A 26,141-nucleotide genomic window follows, 5' to 3' on the forward strand; every position below is an offset into this window, starting at 1 on the left:
CATTTGTCAGTGGACGTTCATTTCAAGCATAGCTGCGAGTTCATTGGTTAAAACAATTAAAATCTCATTTATTTGTTTGGAATTATAGGTTAAGTTGTCATATATATCGGGTATCGCTATCTCTGTTTCATTGGTTCCTTCTAATCTATCTTTTTGTAGATACACAAGGTCTTTAGCTGTACCCTTTAGGGACTTGTCCGTATCGCGTAACGCTATGTGCGCTTCGATGTCAGATTGAATAAAGATAGGCAACCACCATCTTAAAAACTCATATCCGTTTCGTTCTAAGTTTTGACCATACTTTTGAACAGTGGGTGTGCATCCCCACTTCTTCTTCCACTTCCTTAGAAAAGAATACTCGTTCATTCGGATGTATATCATGTTTGCATTTTAAACGCCGCTTTTCTATTAAACCTAAAGGTTCGAATTTATTTGCAAGTTATATCGCTCAGCGATACCCCCCTGTCTGGAGCAACTCTAGTAAGGATGACTCTTGTTTTAGATGCATATCGCTTAAACAAATCTCCAATGAATTTCAATTGAGCCTTAGTTTGCCTTTGGTAGAACGTCCGATACATTGGTATCGCCGAGCTCCTACATAACAGGTGCCAAATCCTGTAAAGTTGAAATATTCTTTCTTAATTCTGTTTTTTCAGCTACGCGAATCATATATGGCACTATGAATTTTTTGAAGTTTTGTGGATTCGCATCTCAATGCTTTTATCCATCATTATTTATTTAAAAAATATTTATCAAATGATTCTTCATCAATAATTTGCTTCCACAAATCAATACACAGATAGGCAAAAAACCTTAACAGTCACCTTATTTTCTGAATATGGAGAATAGCCCCCGCCATTTTTCGGAACGTTTTTGTATAGCCTCTTCTAAACGTTTATTAAATTCATTTTGTGAACTCCATTCTTTTTTCTGTTCGTCCCGCATATTTTGTATTTCTTTTTGTAAGAGTTCACTTTTTTGTTTTTCTTGTTCCAGCAATGTTTCGTAATGGGTATTTTGTTGTTCAGTTAATTGTTCAATTTTAGAATTAGTTCTTTGCGCAGAATTTCCAATACTAGAACTTATAACATGATGATCTTGCTGGAGCCGGGAAACCTTTGTTTTAAGCTGTGACATATCGTTTGTCAGTTGGACATTCATTTCACGTGTGGCTGCGAGTTCATTGACTAAAAACATTAAGACCTCGTTTAATTGATTGGGGTCGTGGGGTAAATTCTCATATGTATCGGGTATCGCTATCTGTGTTTCATTGGTTCCTTCTAATCTTTCTTTTTGTTGATATACAAGGTCTTTAGCTGTATCGTCTAGGGGCTTGTCCGTATCGCGTAGCGCTATAAGCGCTCCGATGTCAGATTTAACAAAGATACGTCGATCTCCATCTTTCAAAAACTCATATCCATTCCGCTCTAAGATTTGACCATACTTTCGAACAGTGGGAGTTGCAATCCCCACTTCTTCTGCCACTTCCTTGGAAGAGAAAGCTCGTTCATTCAATTGTATATCACGTCGCATATCGGACCTCTTTTCTATAACTAGTTGTATCTGTAGTCTACCTGACCTTAAATTTTCTGTCTAGATAAGTATAGCCTATCCAGAAGTCGTTAGGGATAGCGATAAGATTTCCTTTTCCTTTCTTCTGTTTCCATATAGGATTAGATCATCTATTCGCTTACCTTCCTTCTCTTGCATAGCCTCTATCTACCCTTATCCATTGTGGATGTTACATCTGGTTGGGCCTGGCGCTTGGTCCCGTGCCTTTAGAAAACTGGCCGGCCTTATCCTCAAGATTCCCCCTTTTTTGTTGCAAGTTATACACTCGCACAAATTTCGTATAATCACTTAAGTTAGATTGAACCCTCTTATAATTGTCATTCTTGATAAGATTGTAACTTATAGGTGTATACTCTAGCTCTAATATAGTCTGCAGCCACTAATTTAGCCCGTAACGTTCGATGATTTCCATCACTAGATACATGATATTCTATCATCGCAGGCTTTCTTGAAAAACTTTGTGCATATTTTCTTTCGAAGTGCTCAATAAAGAGTAGAATTCCATCCTAAATTCATAGGCTCTTTTACATAACCAGCTCTGAGTCCTTTTCTACTAAAAGCGGCTGGCCGATTATTGAAACTAAGTCTATTAATCCACCTAAGTGTTTATTATTGTTTCTTATCTAATATAGCTTTAACTTGTTCTATAAGAACTTCCCATTGATTTGTTTTTTGTTTACTTATATTAGCATTCCGTATCATTCAAATTGATGAAAGACTCGTGAAAATGCTGAAACACAATAAGATTAAGCAAAAAGAAATAAAACTTCAGAGAAATCGTTCCTTTCTGGTTTGGGCCGTTGTGGAGACTCCTCTTACACCAGTTTGGACCGATTCTATTATTTTTTTACACTAAAAAAAGCTCGACCCAAATGGCACATTATATGCCTTTTGGGTCAGCTCCTTTTCTCATTATTTCATCAGCTTTGCTACTGGCTTCGAAAGAAGCAATAAAACAATACCTAAACCAATTGTTACAAAACCAATTACACTGAAGATTTCCAGGTAACCTAAAGACTGCGTATATGCAGCTAATTGGCCGGCTACCATATTAGCTACCGCGGAACTTGCCAGCCATACTCCCATTAGAAGAGAGGCAAGCTTGATTGGAGCAATTTTACTTACCATTGATAAACCAACTGGTGAAATCATTAATTCAGCTAATGTATGAAGGAAATACGTTACAATCATGAACAGGATGTTTACTTTCAGCGCAGTATCGTTTCCTGTATACATAACAGCAGGAAGCAGTACTAAGAAACCTAAACCAACAGTGACTAAACCAAGAGCCATCTTCGTTGGAGTTTTTAAGTCACCGCGTTTTGAGCTGCCAAGCTTGTACCATAAAGCAGACATAATTGGCGCTAAAATCACGATGAATAACGGGTTCAATGATTGGAACCAGGCAGTTGGAACCTCAAAACCAAATACATTCCGATCAATTTGGTCATTAGCATACAATGTCAATGAACTTCCAGCCTGCTCGAAAGCGGCCCAGAACGCAATAACGAAGACTGCCAAAATAACGATAGCCGCTGTACGTTTTTGTTCTCTTTTCGTTAACGGTGCAGCTGATTTTTGACCAGCTGTAACTTCCGGTTTGCCAGTAGGTTCTTTACCGATATCACCTAAATAGCGATTGCCTAATAAGTTGAAAACTAACTGCCCTACAATCATGCCAATTGCTGCTGTCAAGAACCCATATTTATAGCTCATAAGGCCAACTACTAATGGTGCGAAGAAAGCCCCAACGTTAATCCCCATATAGAAGATGGTGAAAGCTCCATCACGACGCGGATCGTTGTCTTCATAAAGATCACCAACAATTGTCGAGATGTTTGGCTTGAAGAAACCATTACCGATAATCAATAAACCAAGACCAATGTAAAGCGCTGTCAAACTCTGACTTGAGAATAGCGAAAAGTTACCAAGCGCCATTAAAATACCGCCAATCGTGATCGCCAATCTTCTGCCTATGAAACGGTCAGTCAAGTATCCGCCAATCATCGGCGTAATATAAACGGCACCAGTAAAGAATCCGTATATGCCCATAGCCGTAGATTTGTCGACTCCAAGCCCGCCATTTACAACAGTTGCTGTTAAATAAAGAACAAGAATTGCTCTCATTCCGTAATAGCTAAAGCGCTCCCATGCCTCAGTAGCGAACAGCATATACAGTCCTGGAGGATGCTTTTTCCTGGACTGATTTGGCTGCTGAACATCTTCTTTTAATAGTGCTTGCATAATAAAGTCCTCCTCAATATGGTTAACCACCAATCGTTACATTCAAAAAATAATTGCATCGTCTTTATTTTAATAGACAATTGATTGGTACGATGATGGCCACGCATGCCATCCAACTCACCATCAGTAAGCGTTTACATTTTTAATCTTCGCTCTGGTGCAAAAAGAATATGATAGCAAAATCTAAATGAGCATTAACTTATAAAGACATTCAATGAAGGCATTTAAATCTTAAAGAATATTTAGTGTTGTAAAATAATTTTATATTATCAGAAAATATAAAAACACAGAAAAAAAAGAAAAAAAGTCCTGCTGCATTAGCGGTCTGTGCAGCAAAGGAGACCCCCATTATAATAAAAAACTGCCTTGTATTAAGGCAGTTTCTTAGTCAACAATCCATTGATATAAATTTTTCGGTCTTCCTATTTTTTGATAACTAACAATAATCTCCACTTTTCCTTCATCAAGTAAATGCATAATATAGCGATAGACGGTCGGATAAGCCAAACCAACTTCTTTAGAAATTGTATCAACAGAAAAAGGTTCACGATTAGAATGTAGAAAATCACTAACGTGACAAAGTGTTCTCTTACTAATTCCCTTTGTTACAAATACATCCTTTACTTCACTGGGTATTTGCTGCGGAGCTGATTGAGTTAATTTTGCAAGGCGAGCATGCAGTTGAATTCTTGAAATCAAATCAGGCGCTTTTACAGGCTTTAATGCAAAATCCGTTGCGCCTGCTTCAAGAAAGCGATCAGCAATTTCCTGTCGTTCATCGACTGTTAATACAAGAATCGGAACATCAGCATTAAGTTTACGAAGCTCACCCACTGTTTTTATTCCGTCCATTTCCGGCATATGATAATCAACTAAAACAACATCTGCTCCTTTTTCTGCAAACACATTCAACCCTTCTTTTCCGTTGTTAGCCGTATCTACATTCCAGCCGGCAAATTCACAAATTTCACTTAGCATATATTGAATTGATGCATCATCATCAATGACTAAAATGTTCACCTTGACACACTCCTCTCAGCTAGTTTAATCCAAATTATTGTCCCGTGCCCAAGCTTGCTGTCAATTTCTAAAGATGCACCATGTCCTTCAGCAACTTGTCGTACGAATGCTAATCCCATCCCTGGATGCGATTTTGTACTGAACCCAGCTTTCCATATTTTCAGCTGCTCTTTAGGTGAAATCCCTTTCCCATTATCTGATACGCCCAACCAAAGTTCATTTTCATAGGTTTTTACCTTAAGCAAAATCTTGCCATCCTCTATTCCATTCACTGCATCGTAAGCATTGTCAATTAAATTCACTAATGCCCTTGTCATTCGGATTTTATTAATTAAAATTTTAATTTCAGGATTTGTTTGAAAGTCTACCATCAGATTAATATTTGTCCCGCTCAGTCTGCTTGCTTCGACGTATTCAACTAAATCCTTTATACGGCACCAATCTTTTTTATCATTATATAAAATCTCGGAAATCATGTCGCTAACGGAATGAATCGATGATGAAATCCTTTGACAATATTCTTTAATCTTAGAATCGTCCACTTTCAAACTAATTAAAGAATTTAGCCCCTCAATTGCTGTGAGAGGTGTTTTTAAATCATGGACCAGATATAGTGCTTCTCGTCCTGTTCTTGACTGCATTGCTTCTAACTGCGCATAATGAAGCTCTTGCTTTATCCGCCACTTTTGTTCAGCTAAAGAAAAATACACAGCTAAAATAACAGCATTAATAACAAAAATTAAACACAAAGTTAAACTGTACAATGTTAAAGATTGCTCAAATCCAATTTGAACCGCTATATCTTTTAATTCCTTTGAAATCGATCCTTGGCCAAATCCATATTTAGATAAAGAAGGAATCTCATTCAGCCATTCAATCCCAAAGATTAATTGAGAACAAATAATCGTTTTAATAATCGGCTTTAGCCTATCCTTTTCAAAGGCTTGCAATAATAAGATGGCTAACAACAATAACAACGCATATGCGCTAAATGAGTATGTTAAAGAATAATAAGCATTTATCACGATATAATCGAGAGGAATAACAATAAGAGGAATGACGATTTTTAACCATGGACGATTTAAACGAGCACCGATTTCGTCTCCCAACAGCAGTGCACCAATATAATGAAACAAAGCTAAAACTGTATTTAAAGAAATTAACAAAAAAACGGCAAGCATTAGCTTATTTCCTGTTTCTTCACCTTCTCTTAATGAAATAAGCAAATCAGTAAGACCAATTTCGTCAGGACCCAACCACGACAGTAAGAATACCCCGAATAAAATCACTCCAATTTTCATCCATATTGTCCAAGACTTCATAAGACTAGCTATCATAATCATTTCACCTTTAATAGATTAATTGCTTATAGAATAGAATGATAACCATTCTTTCATTCGTATTTATTTAAAATTATGTATACCCTTGCATAATCTCATTATACGCAATTCATCATAATTATGAAAATTATAAAAAAATGGGTTCTGGCGCGAAAATCCGAACATCTTGCAAGTAATCTCTAAATCTTGAACAAAGCATTCTGTACTTGAACTGTTATCTAACGTCATTTTTAACTGAGGTTTTATTTCATTCACGGATGGCTAATATTCAATAGGTATGTCCCCGTTTCAACGACCTAAGTTTTTCAAGAAAAGGGCGCGTTTCTTTGGCAAGAAATACGCTCTAAGAGCCAGTGCCTTTGCATAAGGAAGATTATCGAAGGTAAACAAGAAATAATAAAATAAATATCCTTATCCCAAGCCTTCTCGATCAGTAGAGGAGGGCTTTTTCGATGCCGCTAGGAAAACAAATATATAGTAAATTTTATTTGTCAAATGGTAGAGAATGCTGCTGCTGATTGGCATGATCCCATTTTTTAAAATGAAAGAGATTTGCGTTGTGTACAATCTCTGTTATATAGTTCATGGTGATTTTTGCAGCCGTTTGAATATCGTAGCTTTTGCGATTATTTAAAATATTTGTAAACATTCCCTGCCATACTAAAATGGTCAATTCATTAATCGCATCAACGTTTTCCTCTTTAATGTAGCCCTCTCTTAGTGCAATTTCTAAAAAGGATCGCCCTCTTTTTGACACATTACGTTCGAATAGGATAATCTTTAATTCTTCAGGAATGTTAATCAAATCAGACGGATAGATTTTATAATATTCTTCAAGCAGCTTTTCAGGTTGGTCAGCTAGGTCCATAATAAAAACCGCATGGAAAATTTGTGGTTGCTGAAAAGAGTGATTACAAAAACATTCCCATGCTAATAAGTACTTTTCAATTGGATCTTTTCCTTTTTCAATATAAACAGCTACCTCATCTGTGTAGCATTTCAAGAATTTCATTGAAGCGAAAAAAATCAAATGGGAGACCTCAGAAAAATAGTTATAAATGGTTGCACTATTATAGCCCGCTTTATCCGCAACTTTCCTTATTGTTACATTCTCTAAACCTTCTTCTTCGATAATTTCAGCTGTTGCGTCCACAAAGTATTTCCACATGCGGCCCATTTGTATTTCTTTTTTTTTCATATCTATTCCCCTCACATTTTTAAAAAGATATAGGTCCATTTCAATCACTGAACCCTATATAACAAAGCTTTCTATATTCTTATCTTTATTTTATAGGAGCGTGCTAATCAATAAAGTGCTGATGGATAAATTATACCAAACTATGGCATGGAAGCCGAAAGAACATTAGCCCACTATAGAAACGTATAAAAATAAAAAGCTGGCAAAAAACAAAACGTTTATCGCCAGCCTCTTTACATTTTTGGGGATCTTTAAGAAAACCTCATTATTCTATCACCTGGCAACCTTTTAATCCTCTTGTTTTTCCTAACTTGCTTTCATTTCTCTCTTCAGAAGCGCAATCTCTTTTCGTTTTTCTTTTGTTACTCTTTGCCAAATTATAGCCGTAATCAACCCAACAATCGTCAAGCCTAATAAAATCGTAAATAATACCTTATAACCGTCTGTACCACTCCAGTGGTCCAAACAAGCACCTGCAACAATTGGCATAAAGATTTCTCCGCTATACCCAATAATCATCAAGGGCATGGCAACTGTTCCTGTTGTTTCGACAGGATAGTCTCCTTCCACCAAAATAGCGAAGTGCGTTGCCTGTAATGCATACATTGATATATAAATAATCGCTATAAAAACTAACAGTAATAAGATGAAAGAAGGCTTTCCGGGTAATACGATGAGAGCAGCTAAACCGATTGCCAGAACACAATAGCCAATTATGACCATATTCGAAATACCAATTCGATCCCCGATAATGCCAGAGCCAAAACTTCCGATTGGGCGACAATATTGTGAAAAGTAACCCAAAGCAGCGGCAATTATTGTTGAAGCACCAAAGGCGGCCGTTGCATAAGGCGTAATATAATAGAAACTATTAATCATCGCATAAGATGTTAAAATAAGAATGGCTGCCAACCAGGTTGTTGGCATTTTGAGAATCCTCAAAAGTATTGCCCAATCAAATTTTTTATCTGCCTTTTCTTTTATTTCATCACTACTGTTGTTACCATCAGGTTCCTTATAAAGTAACATAATCATGATCCCTAAAAGAATACACATCACGGAATAGAAAATAATCACAGAGGACAATGCCAGCTTGTCACTCAGTTGCTTTGCTAAAAAGGCGAAGAGTCCTAATACCAAAGCAGATTCGATAACTTTGGCAGCACCGCGTCCCCCTTCAAAAAAGCCGAATGCTTTTCCTTGTTCATTTTCAGATGCTAACGAACGGACGGCTTTTATTAACGCTACCCAAAAGGTCATGATGGATGTTATACCCCAAGCTGCATAGATTAGCAGCAACACAGGGTAAGGGGGATACAATAGTAAAGCAAAGCCTAGAATCCCTGTCGCTAATAAGGATATGGACAACAAGTGCTTCGTTCTCCATCGATCTGCCACATACCCTCCAAAGATATAGGAAATCAAACAGCAAACTCCATATGCACTGCCAAGCGTACCCATTTGTGTATTAGTTAAGTGAAAGGCATTTAAGAATACATCATAATAATAGTTTCGAAAATAAGGCAATGTATAAATCATTTCACCTGCAATGATTAATATGACTAGAGTAGGTATATTTTTCCTTAGTTTACCTTTCATCTCTTTTCTCTCCAATCGCTGGCTTTTTAAAGTCCTGAACGCTCAATCTTTTGATCCCAATTCTTATGAAATGCCGGTAGGCCGTTTTCTTTAACATCCATTTCCCCAACAATCATAAAGCTTTCTGCATCAGAAGTTTGGGTAACGGTAATGTCAGCGTCAATCCACCAACCCTCACGGCCAATCCTCATTTTTTGATAAATTGTATATTTCGCGGAAAGAGGATTAGCATTACTTAATGTCAACTCTCGTCTCAAATTGTGTTCAACGGTAACATCGATGTCATCAAAGCGATAGACCCCTTCACCAAATACCCCTCCAACACCATCGGTTATGCAAGTCCATGTATCCGTTAAAATATCGTATGAAATGGAACGATCGACTCTTCCCTCTGAAAGTATAGTTGTCGGAGTTAATGGCGCGCTTTGAGGACTCATATTCGGTCCAGATACCCGGCTTCCTTTAAAGATTGGTAATGAAAACTTTGCGGTTTCAAGATTCAGAGTAAGTGTTGCATCCTCAGGCATTGTCCAAAACATTGGCCAAAAAGTTGTTGCTATTGACAAACGTATCCGGTGCCCGGCTTTAAATTTATGCCCGCAACAGTCTAAATTAACAAATGCATTTACCTTTTCACCAGGGGTTAACAAGTCTACTTGATCATGTCCATTTAAATGGGTTAAATTCATTACTCCATAAGAAACACGGGTAACGGCTCCATCTGGTGCCACATCTGATAGTTGTGCGAAGAGCATTGCCTTTGGTTTGTCACTTGTCATTTGTACTTCAAATCTTGGATAACCAACTATTTCTAATGGGCTTTCTAAGACATCCCCTTCAAATACCATCGCCATACCATCATCCAATCGTTGGTCTGACGGACTTTCCCCCGGTACTCCAGCACCCATCCATTCACCTGATAAAAGGCCGTGATTTAAAGGTGTTTTTAATAACACTCGCTCTTCTGTTTCATCTCTTTCTTCTAGCAATTTACCATGAGTCAATTGATAAGTTTGCGTTAGAACTTCATTTGATGGCCAGGAATCGAGTCCAACCCACTCTCCTTTACTTACTGGTTTAATGGAAGAAGGAGGCATACTTTCCTCAAGCCATACATTCACCATTGGTCCATCCATCGCATCGTTCTCTTTTCCTTTTAGCCAATGGTCCCACCATTTAACAGCTTCTTGCAAAAAGCCCATTGCTGGTCCTGGAACTCCATCATGAGGGTATACGTGTGCCCAAGGACCAATAATCCCCTTTCCGGGAACTGAAAGCCCTTTCATTAAACTTAATACGGTATTCGTATAAGAATCTTCCCAACCATCGATGGCTAGAACCGGCACTTCAATGTCATCGTAATTTTCACAAACAGAACCATGCTTCCAATAAGCATCTCTCGTTTGGTGCTCCATCCATTGCGCCATCCATAAAGGCATTTCCTCTAATCTTTCCAGCCATTTTTCACGCCAGCTATCCCCAACAATATGAGGGTCAAGCGGACGCACCTGATAGGCTAGCATAATGGCCCCCCACCAGAAATTATCATTTAAGAGGCAGCCGCCTTTATAGTGGATATCATTGTTATACCGGTCATCGGTAAACCCGAGTGTAATAATTGCTTTTAAATTTTTGGGTTTTCTGGCTGCAACTTGAAGGGAATTAAAGCCCCCCCATGATTTACCCATCATACCGATATTTCCATCACACCAAATTTGCTTTGAGATCCAATCAATAACTTCAAGAGCATCATCTTGTTCTTGCTGTAAGTATTCATCCCTTAGCAGACCATCTGATTCTCCCGAACCTCTCATATCCACTCTGACAACTGCATAACCGTGCCCAGCGAAATAACCATGCATCGGTTCATCTCTTGCCCTTGTACCGTCTGTTTTTCTGTAAGGAATATACTCTAAAATGGCAGGTGCTTTTTGACCTTCCCTAACCTCAGGCAACCAGATACGACTCGAAAGTCTAGTTCCATCTTTTAAAACAATCCAAGTGTTTTCAATGGTTTGAAACGCATAAGGAAAATTAGTGATAATTTCTTTTTCTTTATATTCTGTTGACACTTTTCATCCTCCTCTTAGTCATTTTTCATCCGCCGTAAAGTAGTCATTATCATTATTTTTAACTCACTATTAGCGCTTTCTATAAATTTTTAATCGTAATTACAAAACAATCAAAGTAATTTTATAATCATGATTATATTTGTAAAATTAGTATATCATCCGGATATATGTTAAACAACTTAAAATTTTCAGAATTTTTTATACTAAATTTTTCTTTACATAAAAAGAAAAGATGGTTCTTCACCTCTTCTTATCCTTGTAGCCGAATACAAGGCAGATTGAATTTGTTTTGTATTTACCCTTAAACTCTCTTTAATGTAAGCAGGGGTTAAATACAATTCCCCATTGTGATATAAAAGTACGCACACTTTGTTACTGAGCGAAGCAGGAGTGGATAAAAGAAATCCAACAACGATTAGGACATTCAAAATACAAATATCTAATAAAATGCCTCCCACAGTAAACTGCAGGAGGCCTTCAACCTTAAAGATATTCACATGTTTGATGAGCATTCATGACTGAATCTCTCGTTAAACCCCTATATTTTAAGGGATTTAAGCGATGATTACATCATGCCGCCCAAATAAGAAGTGTTTTTTCCCCTTATATGGGGTAGCAAAACCTTTGTATCAACTTGGGTTATAGGAATGGAGATTGTATACGTTGGAATGAAAAATAAAAATTAGGTTAGCAGAAAAGTTAGCAACCCTGGATGGTGAATTTTATTAATTTCAGAAGGAGAGATTATCATGAAATAGAAAAAACACCTCCACATTGATTGGTTGATATTCAATACTACTTTTCAACGAAAGGGGTTTTTACTTTTCTCATTATTTAGGTCAGTGCAACTATAGAAAAAGGGGTTTTCTTTCTTTAGCTTTTGCATATTTAGTTAGTTTGCCGAAATAATATTATATACTGATGCTTGTTGAGATTATCATACTTTATTGTTCCAAGAGGTAATTACATAAATCAACTTGAAAATATTGATTTCTCAAGGATTTAATTAGATAAATAGGGTTCACATCAATATTTACATGTAACAATGCCTTTTCAAAGGTATCCATGGACACTGAAGGATTATCTCCTAATAATGATGCAATGACTGCTTCATATTTACCCTTTTGGTAAGTACCTTCCTTTTTATCTTCTAAAGCATGAAGTATATCGAAAATTACCTTTGAATCCTTTTCACTCAGATCATTATTCAAAATGAAATGAAAAAAAGTATATTGTTCAGGATTTTTATCCAAAGCAATTGTAAGTAATAACTTTTGATGATATTTCATCTTTTTAAATTCATCTATTAACTCATCCATTAAATTCAACTCCTACTATTATAATACCCAAAGTGCAATTGCAACTTCTCTGACTCTAATAATTTTCATTGTGGTCAAACTCCATGGGGTTAGGGTAAGTGTTTCCGCTCTTCTAACTTTATACTATTATATTTAGAAAATCCTCTCGTCCCAAAAGTGAAACGATATAATTTACATTTCTTAATTCCCTTATTTTTTAGCGATGCTGCCCTGGTAGAAATCGTGTATTCCCTATACCGGTTCAAGATTCGGTGATCATTTCCCTTAAAATGGGCAGATTTTAACCATGAACAAGCACTATTCGCGTGACAAAAACACTATATAACCATATTGGGAAATATCAACTTTTAACACCAAAAACAAAGGGTTCTGTACGTACGATTAAGATTGATGAAATGCTGTTAACATGTCATAGAAGCACCGAATAGTTGATACTAAGCTTAAACGGCTTCCGAAAAAAGCAGGAATGGAAAAGAACATTACTCCACGCTTATTTAGGCATACCAACACTTCACTATTGATTGAAGCTGTAGTAGGAATTAATAAAATCTAACAACGATTAGGTCATATAGAATTCAAATATAAAGAAAAGGCCTCCCACAGTAAACTGTGAGAGGCCTTCAACTTTAAAGATATTCACATGTTTGGTGAGCACTCATTAATGAATCCTCGTTAAACCCCTATATTAAGGGATTTAAGCGATGATTACATCATGCCGCCCATTCCGCCCATTCCGCCCATATCAGGCATGCCCATGCCGCCAGCGCCAGCAGGTTCTGGTTTGTCAGCAACAACAGCTTCTGTCGTTAAGAACATAGCTGCTACAGAACCAGCGTTTTGTAGAGCTGAACGAGTTACTTTAGTAGGATCGACGATACCGGATGCAATCATGTTGACCCATTCGCCAGTAGCTGCGTTAAAGCCAGTACCTACTGCTTCGCCTTTAAGGCGCTCTACGATTACAGAGCCTTCAAGTCCAGCGTTGTGTGCGATTTGACGTACAGGCTCTTCGATGGCACGAAGAACGATTTTCACGCCTGTTGCTACGTCGCCTTCCGCTTGAATTTCAGCGATTTTATTGTATACGTTAAGAAGTGCTGTACCACCACCGGCTACGATACCTTCTTCAACAGCGGCACGAGTGGAGTTCAATGCATCTTCAATACGAAGTTTACGTTCTTTTAATTCTGTTTCAGTAGCTGCACCGACTTTGATTACCGCTACACCACCAGCTAATTTAGCAAGGCGTTCTTGTAATTTTTCACGGTCGAATTCAGAAGTTGTTTCTTCTAATTGAACACGAATTTGGTTTACACGAGCTTGAATTTGAGCTGTATTTCCAGCACCTTCAACGATCGTTGTATTTTCTTTTGTAACAACCACTTTAGACGCACGGCCTAATGAATCGATTGTTGCAGATTTAAGGTCAAGACCGATTTCTTCAGTGATTACTTCGCCGCCTGTAAGAGCTGCGATGTCTTCAAGCATTGCTTTACGACGGTCACCGAATCCAGGAGCTTTAACCGCAACTGCGTTGAATGTTCCACGAAGTTTATTCACAACAAGAGTTGCAAGCGCTTCGCCTTCTACATCTTCAGCAATCAATAATAGCGGTTTCCCTTGTTGAACAACTTGCTCAAGTACAGGAAGGATTTCTTGGATATTCGTGATTTTTTTATCTGTGATCAAGATGTATGGATTTTCTAGGACAGCTTCCATTTTATCTGAATCAGTAACCATGTATGGAGATGCATATCCACGATCGAACTGCATACCTTCTACAACGTCCAATTCAGTAGTGAAACCTTTTGACTCTTCGATTGTGATGACGCCGTCGTTACCAACGCGCTCCATTGCTTCAGCAATCAGTTGGCCCACTTCTTCATCAGCTGAAGAGATGGCAGCAACTTGTGCAATCGATTCTTTGTTTTCAACAGGTTGGGAAATGGCTTTCAATTCTGCAATTGCAGTATTGACCGCTTTCTCGATTCCTTTACGGATACCCATTGGGTTAGCACCAGCTGTTACGTTTTTAAGACCTTCACGGATCATGGCTTGTGCAAGAACCGTTGCAGTAGTTGTACCGTCACCAGCTACGTCGTTTGTTTTGCTTGCTACTTCAGCAACCAATTTCGCACCCATGTTTTCGAATGCATCTTCGAGTTCGATTTCTTTAGCGATCGTCACACCGTCATTAGTGATAAGCGGTGAACCAAATTTTTTCTCAAGAACCACGTTACGACCTTTTGGTCCAAGCGTTACTTTAACTGCATCTGCAAGTGCGTCCACACCACGAAGCATGGAGCGGCGTGCTTCTTCACTAAATTTAATTTCTTTAGCCATTTATAAGTACCTCCCTAAAATTTAAGAAAATTTTCGTTCAGTTAAGTATGATGTATAATTAGCCGATTACAGCTAGAATGTCGCTTTCACGTAAAATTAAGTATTCAGTATCTTCGTATTTAACTTCAGTACCTGCATATTTTGAGAAGATAATTAGATCGCCTTGGGCAACCTCTAAAGCAACACGTTCGCCATTTTCAAGGACACGGCCAGTACCAACAGCTACTACCTTACCTTCTTGTGGCTTTTCTTTTGCAGTATCAGGAAGAACAATACCGCTTGCAGTTTTTTCTTCAGATTGAACTAGTTCAATAATAACGCGATCACCTAATGGTTTTAACAAGTGAAACAACCTCCTCATATTCTCTTGATAATTTGTTTCATGATTATTAGCACTCTTCATCATCGAGTGCTAACACATTTATAATATTAAATAAACCGAGCCTTTTTTGCAAGTATCTTATCGAAAATTTTTTATTAATTTCTGATAAATTACGGGTATACTACTTTAGCATAATGATTCTTTTAACAAAGTGACTGAAATGTTTGATTAGGGGTACCTTTAAGTGGTGTTATGCTTCAATATTTGATACCATTTTGAAGTATGCGTTTATTGATTGTCCCCATATTTGGAACGTTCTAAGCGAAATGGGTGACAAAATAAAAGGAGTTTTCATTTTTGAAAAAAGAATATTGGTTCGTCATCATCACTTACATTGCCATGCAATTATCCAGTATCGTTGGGGTACCCATTTTCATGTTGATCGGGTCTTCAATTGGAATGCCTGCTGATGAACTCCAAGTGAAGTCTGCAGCATACTGGATCGTATTCAGCTTTCTCGTTGCTCTATCCTTGATTCTTTTTTTAATAAGAAAAGATATGAGGGAAAAGGTGGGCACAAGGAATCAAGATTCTATTCCCATGTCCATATTATGGGCAATAGCAGGAGTGTTCATGGCTCTTTTTGCGCAAAGCATTGCCGGGAGCATTGAACAGATGCTTGGGGTGGAGCCTGAATCTGAAAATACGCAGCAGCTCATTTCACTCATTTACCAAGTCCCCATGGTCATTTTCGTCACTTCAGTAATTGGACCTATATTGGAAGAAATCATTTTCCGGAAAATCATTTTCGGATCACTTCATAAACGCTTTAACTTCTTTATTTCAGCTTTACTCAGTTCAGTTATTTTCGGCTTGGCGCATGGTGAATTGGAACATCTTCTTTTATATTCGGCAATGGGCTTCACCTTTGCTTTCCTTTATGCGAAAACGGGCCGCATCCTCGTGTCCATTAGCGCTCATGTTGCGATGAATACGCTTGTTATCATCCTTCAAGTGGTATATCGGAAAGATATTGAGAAGATGATAGATACTGCACAGGCATTCATCGGAGGTTTATTATGAAACGTCAATCACCATTATTCATGGGCATCATCTATGCAGGCTTAGGAGCTCTTTTTACCGCTATCGCGATTCAAACCGTCAGTTCTACAGGATGGGGAATCTTTGCCTACATACTTGTACTGATCGCGACCCTGGACTTTGGATCGGGATTACGCATGATCATGCTTCACTTTAAGATTAAAGCCGCCCAAAAAAATAAGAAAAAATAAAAAACGCTGCTATAATGCAGCGTTTTTTTCATTCCTCCAATGCAGCTTCTTCCATTACAGGATAATGTTTCAGAAAATAGATGAGCGACTGAAGCTCCACAGCCAGGTCAATGTGATGAACCCTTATGGATGGAGGTACTGTCAGCCGTGCAGGTGTGAAATTCAATATTCCTTTTATATCGGCTTTGACTAGACGATCGGTTATCGTCTGGGCTACCTGGGCAGGCACTGTCAAAATAGCCGCAGTAATATTATTTTCCTGCAATAGTGTATCGATCTGATCCATATGGTAGATTGGCACATCAGCTATTTGCTTGCCGACCTTATCTTCAGAGACTTCGAATGCCATTTCAATCTTCGTATTATTATTTTTCATGAAATTGTAATTTAAAAAAGCGGTCCCTAAATTTCCTACCCCGATTAAAGCGACTTTTGTCAATTCATCCTGATCTAGTGTTTTTCTAAAGAAGGATAATAAATAATTGACATTGTAGCCGTAGCCTTTTTTCCCAAGCGCGCCAAAGTAGGAAAAATCACGGCGAATGGTAGCAGAATCCACTTTTACGGCTTCGCTTAGCTCTGCCGAGGAAACTCTTTGTTTGCCTGAGGAATGTAAGTTTTTTAAAAATCGATAATACAATGGCAACCTTTTGGCTGTTGCCTGCGGTATCTTTGGGTCATGGTTCATCATTCTTCCCCGCCTTCACACATGCTTTTCAACTTAATCTCTATCTGTTTGTTTTACTTGTCTTTTATAATCGTTGCTAGAAACTCCGCCTGTTTTCTCCACTAAGAATGTAGGCCCGATTACCATTCCCTTATCAATGGCCTTACACATGTCATAAACAGTCAAGGCAGTCACGGATGCAGCTGTTAACGCTTCCATTTCCACACCTGTACTCCCTTTTGTCTTAGCTTCCGTTTCAATCCTAAGCCTATATCCTTGATCTTCCTTTTCCCAATCAAAGGCTATATTGACCCCTTGCAGAGCAATGGGGTGGCACATCGGAATTATATTGGATGTATTCTTGCTGGCCATTATTCCTGCAACTTGTGCAACAGCCAGTACATCACCCTTTTTCATTTTCTGGTTCGTGACCAATTCATATATTTCATCGTTCAATAAAATGCTCGATTGAGCTATAGCCGTCCGGGTTGTTTCAGGCTTAGCACTCACATCAACCATTTTGGCCCTGCCTTGCTCATTAAAATGCGTTAAGTCTCCCATTTAAGTAACCCCTCCTAAATCATACACTATTATTCCACTTTATGTAACAGCTTGTTTTAGCTTGGAACCAAGCTGTTGCCGATAATAACTAAAATAAGTTACACTAACAATAATCAATTGAGGTGAAATCTATGATTTTATTACAAATCAATCAACTATCGAAATATTATGGAGCTGAACTTATTTTATCAAATATGAAGCTCGAAGTTCAAAATAAAGATCGAATTGCACTTGTTGGCCGTAATGGCGCCGGGAAATCCACTCTGCTAAAAATCATAGCCGGGCAAATTTCCCATGATGGCGGTGAAATAATCAAACCAAAAGGCGTCACCATCGGCTATATGGCCCAGGATACGGGACTGGAATCCGAACTTACCATTTGGGATGAGATGCTGACAGTATTCAAGGACCTTATAGAGCAAGAAAAAGAACTGCGTCGCCTTGAGGCCGATATGGCCAGACCTGACATCTTTGAAAACGAAGTAATTTACCAAAAAGTGTTGAATGAATATGACACTTTGATGGTAGCATTCAAAGAGAAGGGCGGTTATCAATATGAAGCGGATATCCGTTCCGTATTGCATGGACTTCAGTTTGCTGACTTTGACTATTCTACCCCAATTTCCACTTTAAGCGGTGGGCAAAAAACTAGACTTGCTTTAGGGAAACTGCTTTTAAGGAAACCGGATATATTGATTCTGGATGAGCCAACGAACCATTTGGATATCGAAACCCTCTCTTGGCTTGAGCAATATTTACAAGGCTACCAAGGAGCTGTTCTTATTGTTTCCCATGACCGCTATTTTCTAGATAAAGTCGTAAACCAGGTATATGAAATTTCCCGGAACAACATGAAAAAATACTATGGTAATTATAGTTCTTACCTAGAGGGCAAAGCGGAAGATTATGAGCGGGACATGAAGCTTTTCGAGAAACAACAAGGGGAAATCGAAAAGCTTCGCGACTTTGTCCAACGCAATATCACAAGGGCTTCCACCACGAAAAGAGCACAAAGCAGACGCAAACAGCTCGAAAAGATGGATGTTTTGGACAAGCCGCAAGGTGATGAAAAATCCGCAAATTTTTCATTCCAGATTGAAAAGCAAAGCGGAAATGAAGTGCTTCACCTTCAGGACTTGGCTATCGGCTACGAAGGGGAAATGGTATCAAAAAATATAAATTCCCGGATGACAAAAGGAGAGAGCATAGCTCTTGTTGGCCCAAATGGCGTTGGAAAATCAACGTTATTGAAAACGATCATCTCTAGACTGCCTGCACTTTCCGGGGATTTCCGTTTCGGAACGAACGTCGAAGTCAGTTACTACGATCAGGAACAGGCTAACCTTGTTTCCAATAAACGCGTACTCAATGAATTATGGGATGACTATCCCCTTAAACCGGAAAAGGACATACGCACCGTACTCGGTAATTTCCTTTTTAGCGGGGACGATGTTTTAAAAACCGTTTCCACACTAAGCGGCGGCGAAAAGGCCCGGCTTGCTCTAGCCAAAATGATGATGGAAAAAGGGAACTTTTTAATTCTTGATGAACCAACGAACCATTTAGACCTCGATAGTAAATTGGTGCTTGAAAACGCATTGATCGATTATCCGGGAACTATTCTTTTCGTTTCACATGACCGTTATTTCATTAATCGGATAGCAACGAAAGTGATCGAGCTCTCCAAAGACGGCAACGAAGAATTCCTCGGTGATTATGATTACTATGTGGAGAAGAAACAGGAGCAAGCGGAAATCAAAGCACTTGAAGAGGAGAATCAAGCGAAAACCTTAGATGTATTCGTAGAAAAAACAAATTATAAAATCGATAAAGAAGCAAAAAAAGCTGAACGTCAGCGAAAACGGCGCATTGAGGATATCGAGGCTGCCATGGAGCTTCTTGAAACCGAAATAAACGAGTATAATGAACTACTTTGTGACCCAAATGTTTTCCAGGATCATGAGAAAGTAATGGAAGTCCAAACAAAGCTTGATAAAGCACAGGAAAAATTAGACCGGCTTCTCGAAGAATGGGCTGAGCTGGAAGAATGACAATTGACCGAGTCAAATGACTCGGTCTTTTCTTTTTCAGGTAAAATGTTTCGGAAAGTTATCCACAAACTTGTTAACAAATCACTTAGCGTTTACTAGGGATTAATTTGAGTTATACACATTATCCACAGAAACATATCCACTTATCCACAAAACCACCCGTTTATACACATCTAGTATGATTGTCAAAAAAACTTTATCCACAGAATATTCTATTTTTTTATTAAAGACGATAAAAAGGCAGGATGCCGAAGTTCGGGATCCTGCCTTCTCGTCAATCAAAATGATTCTATATCCAATCCAGGATTTCCGTTCAAATCCAATCCAGAGCGCTTTCCTTTTTCAAACATGACACTGCCAGCAGCACCGATCATGGCCGCATTGTCCGTACAAAGGTAGAGGGGCGGAATCGATATATCCATAGGTAAATCCTTAAAAGCTTCCGTTAACGCTTCCCTCAGGCCTTTATTTGCGGCAACTCCTCCCGCAAGCAGTACCTGCTTCACATTATATTCCTTTGCAGCCTTTACAGCTTTCATTACAAGCACTTCTATAACGCTTGCTTGGAAACTTGCCGCTAGATCTTTAGGTTCAATTTCTTCCCCGCGCTGTTCTGCATTATGCAAAGTGTTGATTACTGCTGATTTCAACCCACTGAAAGAAAAGTCATAGCTGCCATCCAACCATGCCCGGGGCAGTTTCAAAGTTGGTGAGCCTTCTTGCGCAAGCCTATCTATATGCGGTCCACCAGGATAAGGGAGCCCCAAAGTTCGAGCCACTTTATCATACGCCTCTCCTGCTGCATCATCCCGCGTCTCCCCTATCACCTTGAAAGAACCCGGTTCTTCTAAAAGCACCAATTCTGTATGACCACCCGAAACGACTAAAGAAAGGGCAGGATATTGGATTTCCTGAATAAGTCTATTTGCATAGATATGGCCCGCAATATGATGCGTACCAACAATCGGGATTCCATGTGCGAAAGCTACAGCCTTAGCTGCATTCACGCCTATTAATAGTGCCCCTACAAGTCCGGGGCCTTCTGTAACGGCAATGGCATCCAAATCTTCATATGTCACACCTGCCTGGAGCAGTGCCTCTTCAAGAACAATCGTAATTTGCTCTACATGGTGACGGGAAGCTATTTCGGGCACGACACCGCCAAAACGTTTATGGCTTTCTATTTGTGAAGCCACGACATTGCTCAGTATTTCTGTTCCATTTTTTATGACAGCTGCCGCAGTTTCGTCGCAGCTGGTTTCAATTCCTAATATAAGTTGATCTGTTTTCATGAAAAATTCACCCACATAACATAAGCATCTTCTTGATTATCTGTATAATAATTTTTCCGGATTCCACCCATTTGGAAACCTAGTTTTTCGTAAAGTGAGATGGCGACTGCATTACTGACACGGACCTCAAGCGTCATCCTCACGACACCCATCGCAATGGAGATTTCAATCATCTTCCTGAGCAAGGCTTCTCCAAGCTTTTGCCCTCGGTATTCAGGTAAAATAGCAATATTGGTAATGTGCGATTCATCAATGACGATCCACGCACCGCAATAACCGGCAATTTTCCCCTCATCCTCTATCACCATGTACACAGCATATTGATTATGATTCAATTCATTAAAAAAGGCTTCCCGGCTCCAAGGTAATGTAAAGGACTGCTTTTCCACGTTAAGCACTTGGTCGATATCTTCCGTTTTCATCTTTCGGAACGTCAATGTTTTACTCATAATAATCGGTCGCTTTCCTTTTTTATTTCCCCTGCTGTTCAAGCCACTTAGCTTCTGCTTCAGCCATACGAATATAATTCGGTACAAACTGGTGAACATCCACTTCGTCCTTCTCAAGACCAATGAAAGCAAGTTCGCTTGGTCTTGAGTTAAAGGACTGTACCGGGGCAAATACTGCTAAATTGCCCAATGCATCCGTAATAGCATCCCGATGGATATCCACATCTTGACCAACAAATAAAACGGGACGATTTAATTCCTTCAATCGAATCGCCCACTCAGAGGATAGAATATTACAATCTTCCATGACTGTTTTTAACAAATCGTTTTCCATTTCATATAATCCAGTATAAATCTGCCCTCTTCTTGCATCGAACAAGGGAGATATCAACCCGTTAAAATAACGTCCATTGGCTGCTAAAACTTCCAAACTGGATACACCTGATAACGGAATCTGAAGCGTCCATGCCAAGGTTTTCGCAATCGTCACACCAATCCTGACCCCTGTATAGGAGCCTGGACCTTGAGCGACCACTATCTTAGTCAATTCCTTAGGATTAGTATCACAATCACTTAGCAGCGTTTCAATTGCTGGCATTACCCGAACCGAATGATTTTTCTTTAGGTTCGTCGTATACTCACCAATTACTTGACTCCCGTTTACCAGTGCAATCCCTAATGTAAAATTCGATGTATCTATAGCTAAAACCTTCATCAAATACTCTCCTTACATAACGTTACATATCGTTCGCCTTTGGCCTCTAAGACAATACGCCTGCTTGTATCACTAAGACGATAAATATATATGGTCAAGATTTCATCCGGGAGATGATCCTTTATTAAATGGGCCCATTCAACGACAGTCACACCATCACCTTCAAAATATTCATCAAAGCCTAAATCTTCTTCTGATTCACTTACCCGATATACATCCATATGATATAAAGGCAGTCGCCCCATGTATTCCTTTATTATCGTAAAGGTAGGGCTATTTACTACTCTAGTTACACCTAATCCTTTAGCTAGCCCTTTTGTGAATGCCGTTTTTCCTGCACCCAGGTCACCTTCTAAAGCAAGTACATCACCACTCGAAAGTTTTTGTGCCAATTCATGCGCAAATTGCGCCGTTTCTTCTTCACCCTGAGAAATCCATTCAAAATGTTGCATGTATCAATCACCTTTATCGTTATTAGGAAAACGTCCTATATTTCATATCAAGAGAACCATAAACGCAGTATTATGGAACAATAACCATTCTATATGTAGTTTACCTTGTTTCAAAAGAAGAAACAAATAAGTTAGGGACATAATTATTCGAATTTCGGATAAAACAAAAAAACGAAACCTAAGTTTCGTTTTTTTCATGATTGCGGGGACAGGATTTGAACCTGCGACCTTCGGGTTATGAGCCCGACGAGCTACCGGACTGCTCCACCCCGCGACGGTATAAATGCTACTTTTATAAATTTAGTATTCCCATTTTCTCAAAAAGGATACGAAGATTATAGCTTGGCGGCGTCCTACTCTCACAGGGGGAAACCCCCAACTACCATTGGCGCTGAAGAGCTTAACTGCCGTGTTCGGAATGGGAACGGGTGTGACCTCTTCGCTATCGCCACCAAACATTTAATCTTTTTTCAGTACATTCATTATCATATCATGTATGAGATCAAAATGCAAGAAGAAATTTTCATTCCTTCAAAACTAGATAATAAGAAGGTATTTCATTTTTTAAAAAGCGTTGGTTAAGTCCTCGATCTATTAGTATCAGTCAGCTCCACATGTCGCCACGCTTCCACCTCTGACCTATCAACCTGATCATCTTTCAGGGATCTTACTAGCTTGCGCCATGGGAAATCTCATCTTGAGGGGGGCTTCATGCTTAGATGCTTTCAGCACTTATCCCGTCCGCACGTAGCTACCCAGCTATGCCTTTGGCAAGACAACTGGTACACCAGCGGTGCGTCCATCCCGGTCCTCTCGTACTAAGGACAGCTCCTCTCAAATTTCCTGCGCCCGCGACGGATAGGGACCGAACTGTCTCACGACGTTCTGAACCCAGCTCGCGTACCGCTTTAATGGGCGAACAGCCCAACCCTTGGGACCGACTACAGCCCCAGGATGCGATGAGCCGACATCGAGGTGCCAAACCTCCCCGTCGATGTGGACTCTTGGGGGAGATAAGCCTGTTATCCCCGGGGTAGCTTTTATCCGTTGAGCGATGGCCCTTCCATGCGGAACCACCGGATCACTAAGCCCGACTTTCGTCCCTGCTCGACTTGTAGGTCTCGCAGTCAAGCTCCCTTGTGCCTTTACACTCTACGAATGATTTCCAACCATTCTGAGGGAACCTTTGGGCGCCTCCGTTACTCTTTAGGAGGCGACCGCCCCAGTCAAACTGCCCACCTGACACTGTCTCCCACCCCGATAAGGGGCGCGGGTTAGAATTTCAATACAGCCAGGGTAGTATCCCACCAACGCCTCCACCGAAGCTAGCGCTCCGGCTTCTCAGGCTCCTACCTATCCTGTACAAGCTGTACCAAAATTCAATATCAGGCTGCAGTAAAGCTCCACGGGGTCTTTCCGTCCTGTCGCGGGTAACCTGCATCTTCACAGGTACTATAATTTCACCGAGTCTCTCGTTGAGACAGTGCCCAGATCGTTACACCTTTCGTGCGGGTCGGAACTTACCCGACAAGGAATTTCGCTACCTTAGGACCGTTATAGTTACGGCCGCCGTTTACTGGGGCTTCGGTTCAAAGCTTCGCTTGCGCTAACCTCTCCCCTTAACCTTCCAGCACCGGGCAGGTGTCAGCCCCTATACTTCGCCTTGCGGCTTCGCAGAGACCTGTGTTTTTGCTAAACAGTCGCCTGGGCCTATTCACTGCGGCTTTTCCGGGCTATTCACCCTAAAAAGCACCCCTTCTCCCGAAGTTACGGGGTCATTTTGCCGAGTTCCTTAACGAGAGTTCTCTCGCACACCTTAGGATTCTCTCCTCGCCTACCTGTGTCGGTTTGCGGTACGGGCACCTTACATCTCACTAGAGGCTTTTCTTGGCAGCGTGGAATCAGGAACTTCGGTACTATATTTCCCTCGCCATCACAGCTCCGCCTTAATGGAAACGGGATTTGCCTCGTTTCCGGCCTAACTGCTTGGACGCGCATATCCAACAGCGCGCTTACCCTATCCTTCTGCGTCCCCCCATCGTTCAAACGATGTATAGGTGGTACAGGAATATCAACCTGTTGTCCATCGCCTACGCCTTTCGGCCTCGGCTTAGGTCCCGACTAACCCTGAGCGGACGAGCCTTCCTCAGGAAACCTTAGGCATTCGGTGGAAGGGATTCTCACCCTTCTTTCGCTACTCATACCGGCATTCTCACTTCTAAGCGCTCCACCAGTCCTTCCGGTCTGACTTCAACGCCCTTAGAACGCTCTCCTACCATCGACACCTAATGGTGTCAATCCACAGCTTCGGTGATACGTTTAGCCCCGGTACATTTTCGGCGCGGAGTCACTCGACCAGTGAGCTATTACGCACTCTTTAAATGGTGGCTGCTTCTGAGCCAACATCCTGGTTGTCTAAGCAACTCCACATCCTTTTCCACTTAACGTATACTTTGGGACCTTAGCTGGTGGTCTGGGCTGTTTCCCTTTCGACTACGGATCTTATCACTCGCAGTCTGACTCCCAAGAATAAGTATTTGGCATTCGGAGTTTGACTGAATTCGGTAACCCGTTGGGGGCCCCTAGTCCAATCAGTGCTCTACCTCCAATACTCTCATCTTGAGGCTAGCCCTAAAGCTATTTCGGAGAGAACCAGCTATCTCCAGGTTCGATTGGAATTTCTCCGCTACCCACACCTCATCCCCGCACTTTTCAACGTGCGTGGGTTCGGGCCTCCATTCAGTGTTACCTGAACTTCACCCTGGACATGGGTAGATCACCTGGTTTCGGGTCTACGACCTCATACTCATTCGCCCTATTCAGACTCGCTTTCGCTGCGGCTCCGTCTTATCAACTTAACCTCGCATGAAATCGTAACTCGCCGGTTCATTCTACAAAAGGCACGCCATTACCCATTAACGGGCTTTGACTACTTGTAGGCACACGGTTTCAGGATCTATTTCACTCCCCTTCCGGGGTGCTTTTCACCTTTCCCTCACGGTACTGGTTCACTATCGGTCACTAGGGAGTATTTAGCCTTGGGAGATGGTCCTCCCTGCTTCCGACGGGATTTCTCGTGTCCCGCCGTACTCAGGATCCACTCAGGAGGGAACGAAGTTTCAACTACAGGGTTTTTACCTTCTTTGACGGACCTTTCCAGATCACTTCATTTACCCCGTTCCTTTGTAACTCCATGTTGAGTGTCCTACAACCCCAAGAGGCAAGCCTCTTGGTTTGGGCTAATTCCGTTTCGCTCGCCGCTACTCAGGAAATCGCATTTGCTTTCTCTTCCTCCGGGTACTTAGATGTTTCAGTTCCCCGGGTCTGCCTTCAGTACCCTATGTATTCAGGTAAAGATACTGTTCCATTACGAACAGTGGGTTTCCCCATTCGGAAATCTCCGGATCAAAGCTTACTTACAGCTCCCCGAAGCATATCGGTGTTAGTCCCGTCCTTCATCGGCTCCTAGTGCCAAGGCATCCACCGTGCGCCCTTTCTAACTTAACCGTTAAAAAGATCTTACAGATGCTTTGAAAAAAATTAATTGCCTTCTATCTATTATCTAGTTTTCAAGGAACAAAGCAGAAAGAATCCATCACATCGTGATGTTTTTCTTCCCTATCTGAATGAATT

The 26,141-nt window shown here is 40.3% G+C and carries 20 protein-coding genes, 1 tRNA gene and 2 rRNA genes; 3 read left to right on the top strand and 20 right to left on the bottom strand.

Annotated features, from left to right (window positions below):
• Positions 1-6: 6 nt before the first annotated feature.
• From QUF86_RS03810 to groES, 11 genes are all read right to left on the bottom strand, one after another.
• Positions 7-366 (bottom strand): hypothetical protein, encoded by a 360-nt coding sequence (locus QUF86_RS03810; RefSeq protein ID WP_289333662.1) that lies wholly within the window; start codon positions 364-366, stop codon positions 7-9.
• 459 nt (positions 367-825) lie between these two features.
• Complete coding sequence (locus QUF86_RS03815; RefSeq protein WP_289318789.1) at positions 826-1,533, bottom strand: SH3 domain-containing protein; 708 nt, start codon at positions 1,531-1,533, stop codon at positions 826-828.
• 951 nt (positions 1,534-2,484) lie between these two features.
• On the bottom strand, positions 2,485-3,816 hold the full coding sequence (locus tag QUF86_RS03820; protein ID WP_289333663.1) for a peptide MFS transporter: 1,332 nt from the start codon (positions 3,814-3,816) through the stop codon (positions 2,485-2,487).
• Between the two features lie 384 nt (positions 3,817-4,200).
• On the bottom strand, positions 4,201-4,836 hold the full coding sequence (locus QUF86_RS03825) for a response regulator (RefSeq protein ID WP_289318787.1): 636 nt from the start codon (positions 4,834-4,836) through the stop codon (positions 4,201-4,203).
• Positions 4,833-6,173, bottom strand: a complete 1,341-nt coding sequence (locus QUF86_RS03830; RefSeq protein WP_289333664.1) for a sensor histidine kinase — start codon at positions 6,171-6,173, stop codon at positions 4,833-4,835. The genes QUF86_RS03825 and QUF86_RS03830 overlap by 4 nt, the downstream gene beginning before the upstream one ends.
• A 487-nt stretch (positions 6,174-6,660) precedes the next feature.
• Positions 6,661-7,374: a TetR/AcrR family transcriptional regulator gene (locus QUF86_RS03835; RefSeq protein ID WP_289333665.1), complete on the bottom strand. Its 714-nt coding sequence runs from the start codon at positions 7,372-7,374 to the stop codon at positions 6,661-6,663.
• A 306-nt stretch (positions 7,375-7,680) separates the two neighbouring features.
• Complete coding sequence (locus QUF86_RS03840) at positions 7,681-8,973, bottom strand: MFS transporter (protein WP_289333666.1); 1,293 nt, start codon at positions 8,971-8,973, stop codon at positions 7,681-7,683.
• A gap of 26 nt (positions 8,974-8,999) precedes the next feature.
• Positions 9,000-11,045 carry a CocE/NonD family hydrolase gene (locus QUF86_RS03845; RefSeq protein ID WP_289333667.1) on the bottom strand — a complete coding sequence of 682 codons (2,046 nt, stop codon included), beginning with the start codon at positions 11,043-11,045 and terminating at the stop codon, positions 9,000-9,002.
• Positions 11,046-11,989: 944 nt separating this feature from the next.
• Complete coding sequence (locus tag QUF86_RS03850) at positions 11,990-12,364, bottom strand: DUF1878 family protein (RefSeq protein WP_289333668.1); 375 nt, start codon at positions 12,362-12,364, stop codon at positions 11,990-11,992.
• A gap of 705 nt (positions 12,365-13,069) precedes the next feature.
• Positions 13,070-14,707 carry a chaperonin GroEL gene (groL, locus tag QUF86_RS03855; RefSeq protein WP_063235581.1) on the bottom strand — a complete coding sequence of 546 codons (1,638 nt, stop codon included), beginning with the start codon at positions 14,705-14,707 and terminating at the stop codon, positions 13,070-13,072.
• A 58-nt stretch (positions 14,708-14,765) separates the two neighbouring features.
• Positions 14,766-15,050: a co-chaperone GroES gene (groES, locus tag QUF86_RS03860; RefSeq protein ID WP_053348954.1), complete on the bottom strand. Its 285-nt coding sequence runs from the start codon at positions 15,048-15,050 to the stop codon at positions 14,766-14,768.
• Between the two features lie 336 nt (positions 15,051-15,386).
• Between groES and QUF86_RS03865 the strand changes: the two genes are divergently transcribed.
• Positions 15,387-16,112: a CPBP family intramembrane glutamic endopeptidase gene (locus QUF86_RS03865; RefSeq protein WP_289333669.1), complete on the top strand. Its 726-nt coding sequence runs from the start codon at positions 15,387-15,389 to the stop codon at positions 16,110-16,112.
• Positions 16,109-16,321 carry a YdiK family protein gene (locus QUF86_RS03870; protein WP_289318772.1) on the top strand — a complete coding sequence of 71 codons (213 nt, stop codon included), beginning with the start codon at positions 16,109-16,111 and terminating at the stop codon, positions 16,319-16,321. The genes QUF86_RS03865 and QUF86_RS03870 overlap by 4 nt, the downstream gene beginning before the upstream one ends.
• Before the next feature lie 28 nt (positions 16,322-16,349).
• Here the strand turns inward: QUF86_RS03870 and QUF86_RS03875 are convergent, their stop codons facing one another.
• Together QUF86_RS03875 and moaC are read right to left on the bottom strand one after the other, a co-directional pair.
• Positions 16,350-17,012: a redox-sensing transcriptional repressor Rex gene (locus QUF86_RS03875; protein WP_289318771.1), complete on the bottom strand. Its 663-nt coding sequence runs from the start codon at positions 17,010-17,012 to the stop codon at positions 16,350-16,352.
• Positions 17,013-17,042: 30 nt separating this feature from the next.
• Complete coding sequence (gene moaC / locus QUF86_RS03880) at positions 17,043-17,549, bottom strand: cyclic pyranopterin monophosphate synthase MoaC (protein WP_289333670.1); 507 nt, start codon at positions 17,547-17,549, stop codon at positions 17,043-17,045.
• Positions 17,550-17,680: 131 nt separating this feature from the next.
• On the opposite strand from moaC, the gene QUF86_RS03885 reads away from it, so the two are divergent.
• Positions 17,681-19,600, top strand: a complete 1,920-nt coding sequence (locus QUF86_RS03885; RefSeq protein ID WP_289333671.1) for an ABC transporter ATP-binding protein — start codon at positions 17,681-17,683, stop codon at positions 19,598-19,600.
• A 278-nt stretch (positions 19,601-19,878) separates the two neighbouring features.
• On the opposite strand, the gene tsaD is transcribed toward QUF86_RS03885, so the two are convergent.
• From tsaD to QUF86_RS03920, 7 genes are all read right to left on the bottom strand, one after another.
• Positions 19,879-20,892, bottom strand: coding sequence for a tRNA (adenosine(37)-N6)-threonylcarbamoyltransferase complex transferase subunit TsaD (gene tsaD, locus QUF86_RS03890; RefSeq protein WP_289333672.1), 1,014 nt, complete (start codon positions 20,890-20,892; stop codon positions 19,879-19,881).
• Positions 20,889-21,341, bottom strand: coding sequence for a ribosomal protein S18-alanine N-acetyltransferase (rimI, locus tag QUF86_RS03895; protein WP_289318767.1), 453 nt, complete (start codon positions 21,339-21,341; stop codon positions 20,889-20,891). The genes tsaD and rimI overlap by 4 nt, the downstream gene beginning before the upstream one ends.
• Before the next feature lie 22 nt (positions 21,342-21,363).
• Positions 21,364-22,056, bottom strand: a complete 693-nt coding sequence (gene tsaB, locus QUF86_RS03900; protein ID WP_289318766.1) for a tRNA (adenosine(37)-N6)-threonylcarbamoyltransferase complex dimerization subunit type 1 TsaB — start codon at positions 22,054-22,056, stop codon at positions 21,364-21,366.
• On the bottom strand, positions 22,056-22,508 hold the full coding sequence (gene tsaE, locus QUF86_RS03905; RefSeq protein ID WP_289333673.1) for a tRNA (adenosine(37)-N6)-threonylcarbamoyltransferase complex ATPase subunit type 1 TsaE: 453 nt from the start codon (positions 22,506-22,508) through the stop codon (positions 22,056-22,058). The genes tsaB and tsaE overlap by 1 nt, the downstream gene beginning before the upstream one ends.
• A 200-nt stretch (positions 22,509-22,708) precedes the next feature.
• Positions 22,709-22,782 (bottom strand) — tRNA-Met (locus QUF86_RS03910).
• Between the two features lie 66 nt (positions 22,783-22,848).
• Positions 22,849-22,964: ribosomal RNA gene (rrf, locus tag QUF86_RS03915) — 5S ribosomal RNA — on the bottom strand.
• A gap of 118 nt (positions 22,965-23,082) precedes the next feature.
• Positions 23,083-26,015 (bottom strand): 23S ribosomal RNA (locus QUF86_RS03920).
• Between the last annotated feature and the right edge of the window lie 126 nt (positions 26,016-26,141).

The organism is Peribacillus sp. NJ11 (assembly GCF_030348405.1).
Classification (GTDB): domain Bacteria; phylum Bacillota; class Bacilli; order Bacillales; family DSM-1321; genus Peribacillus.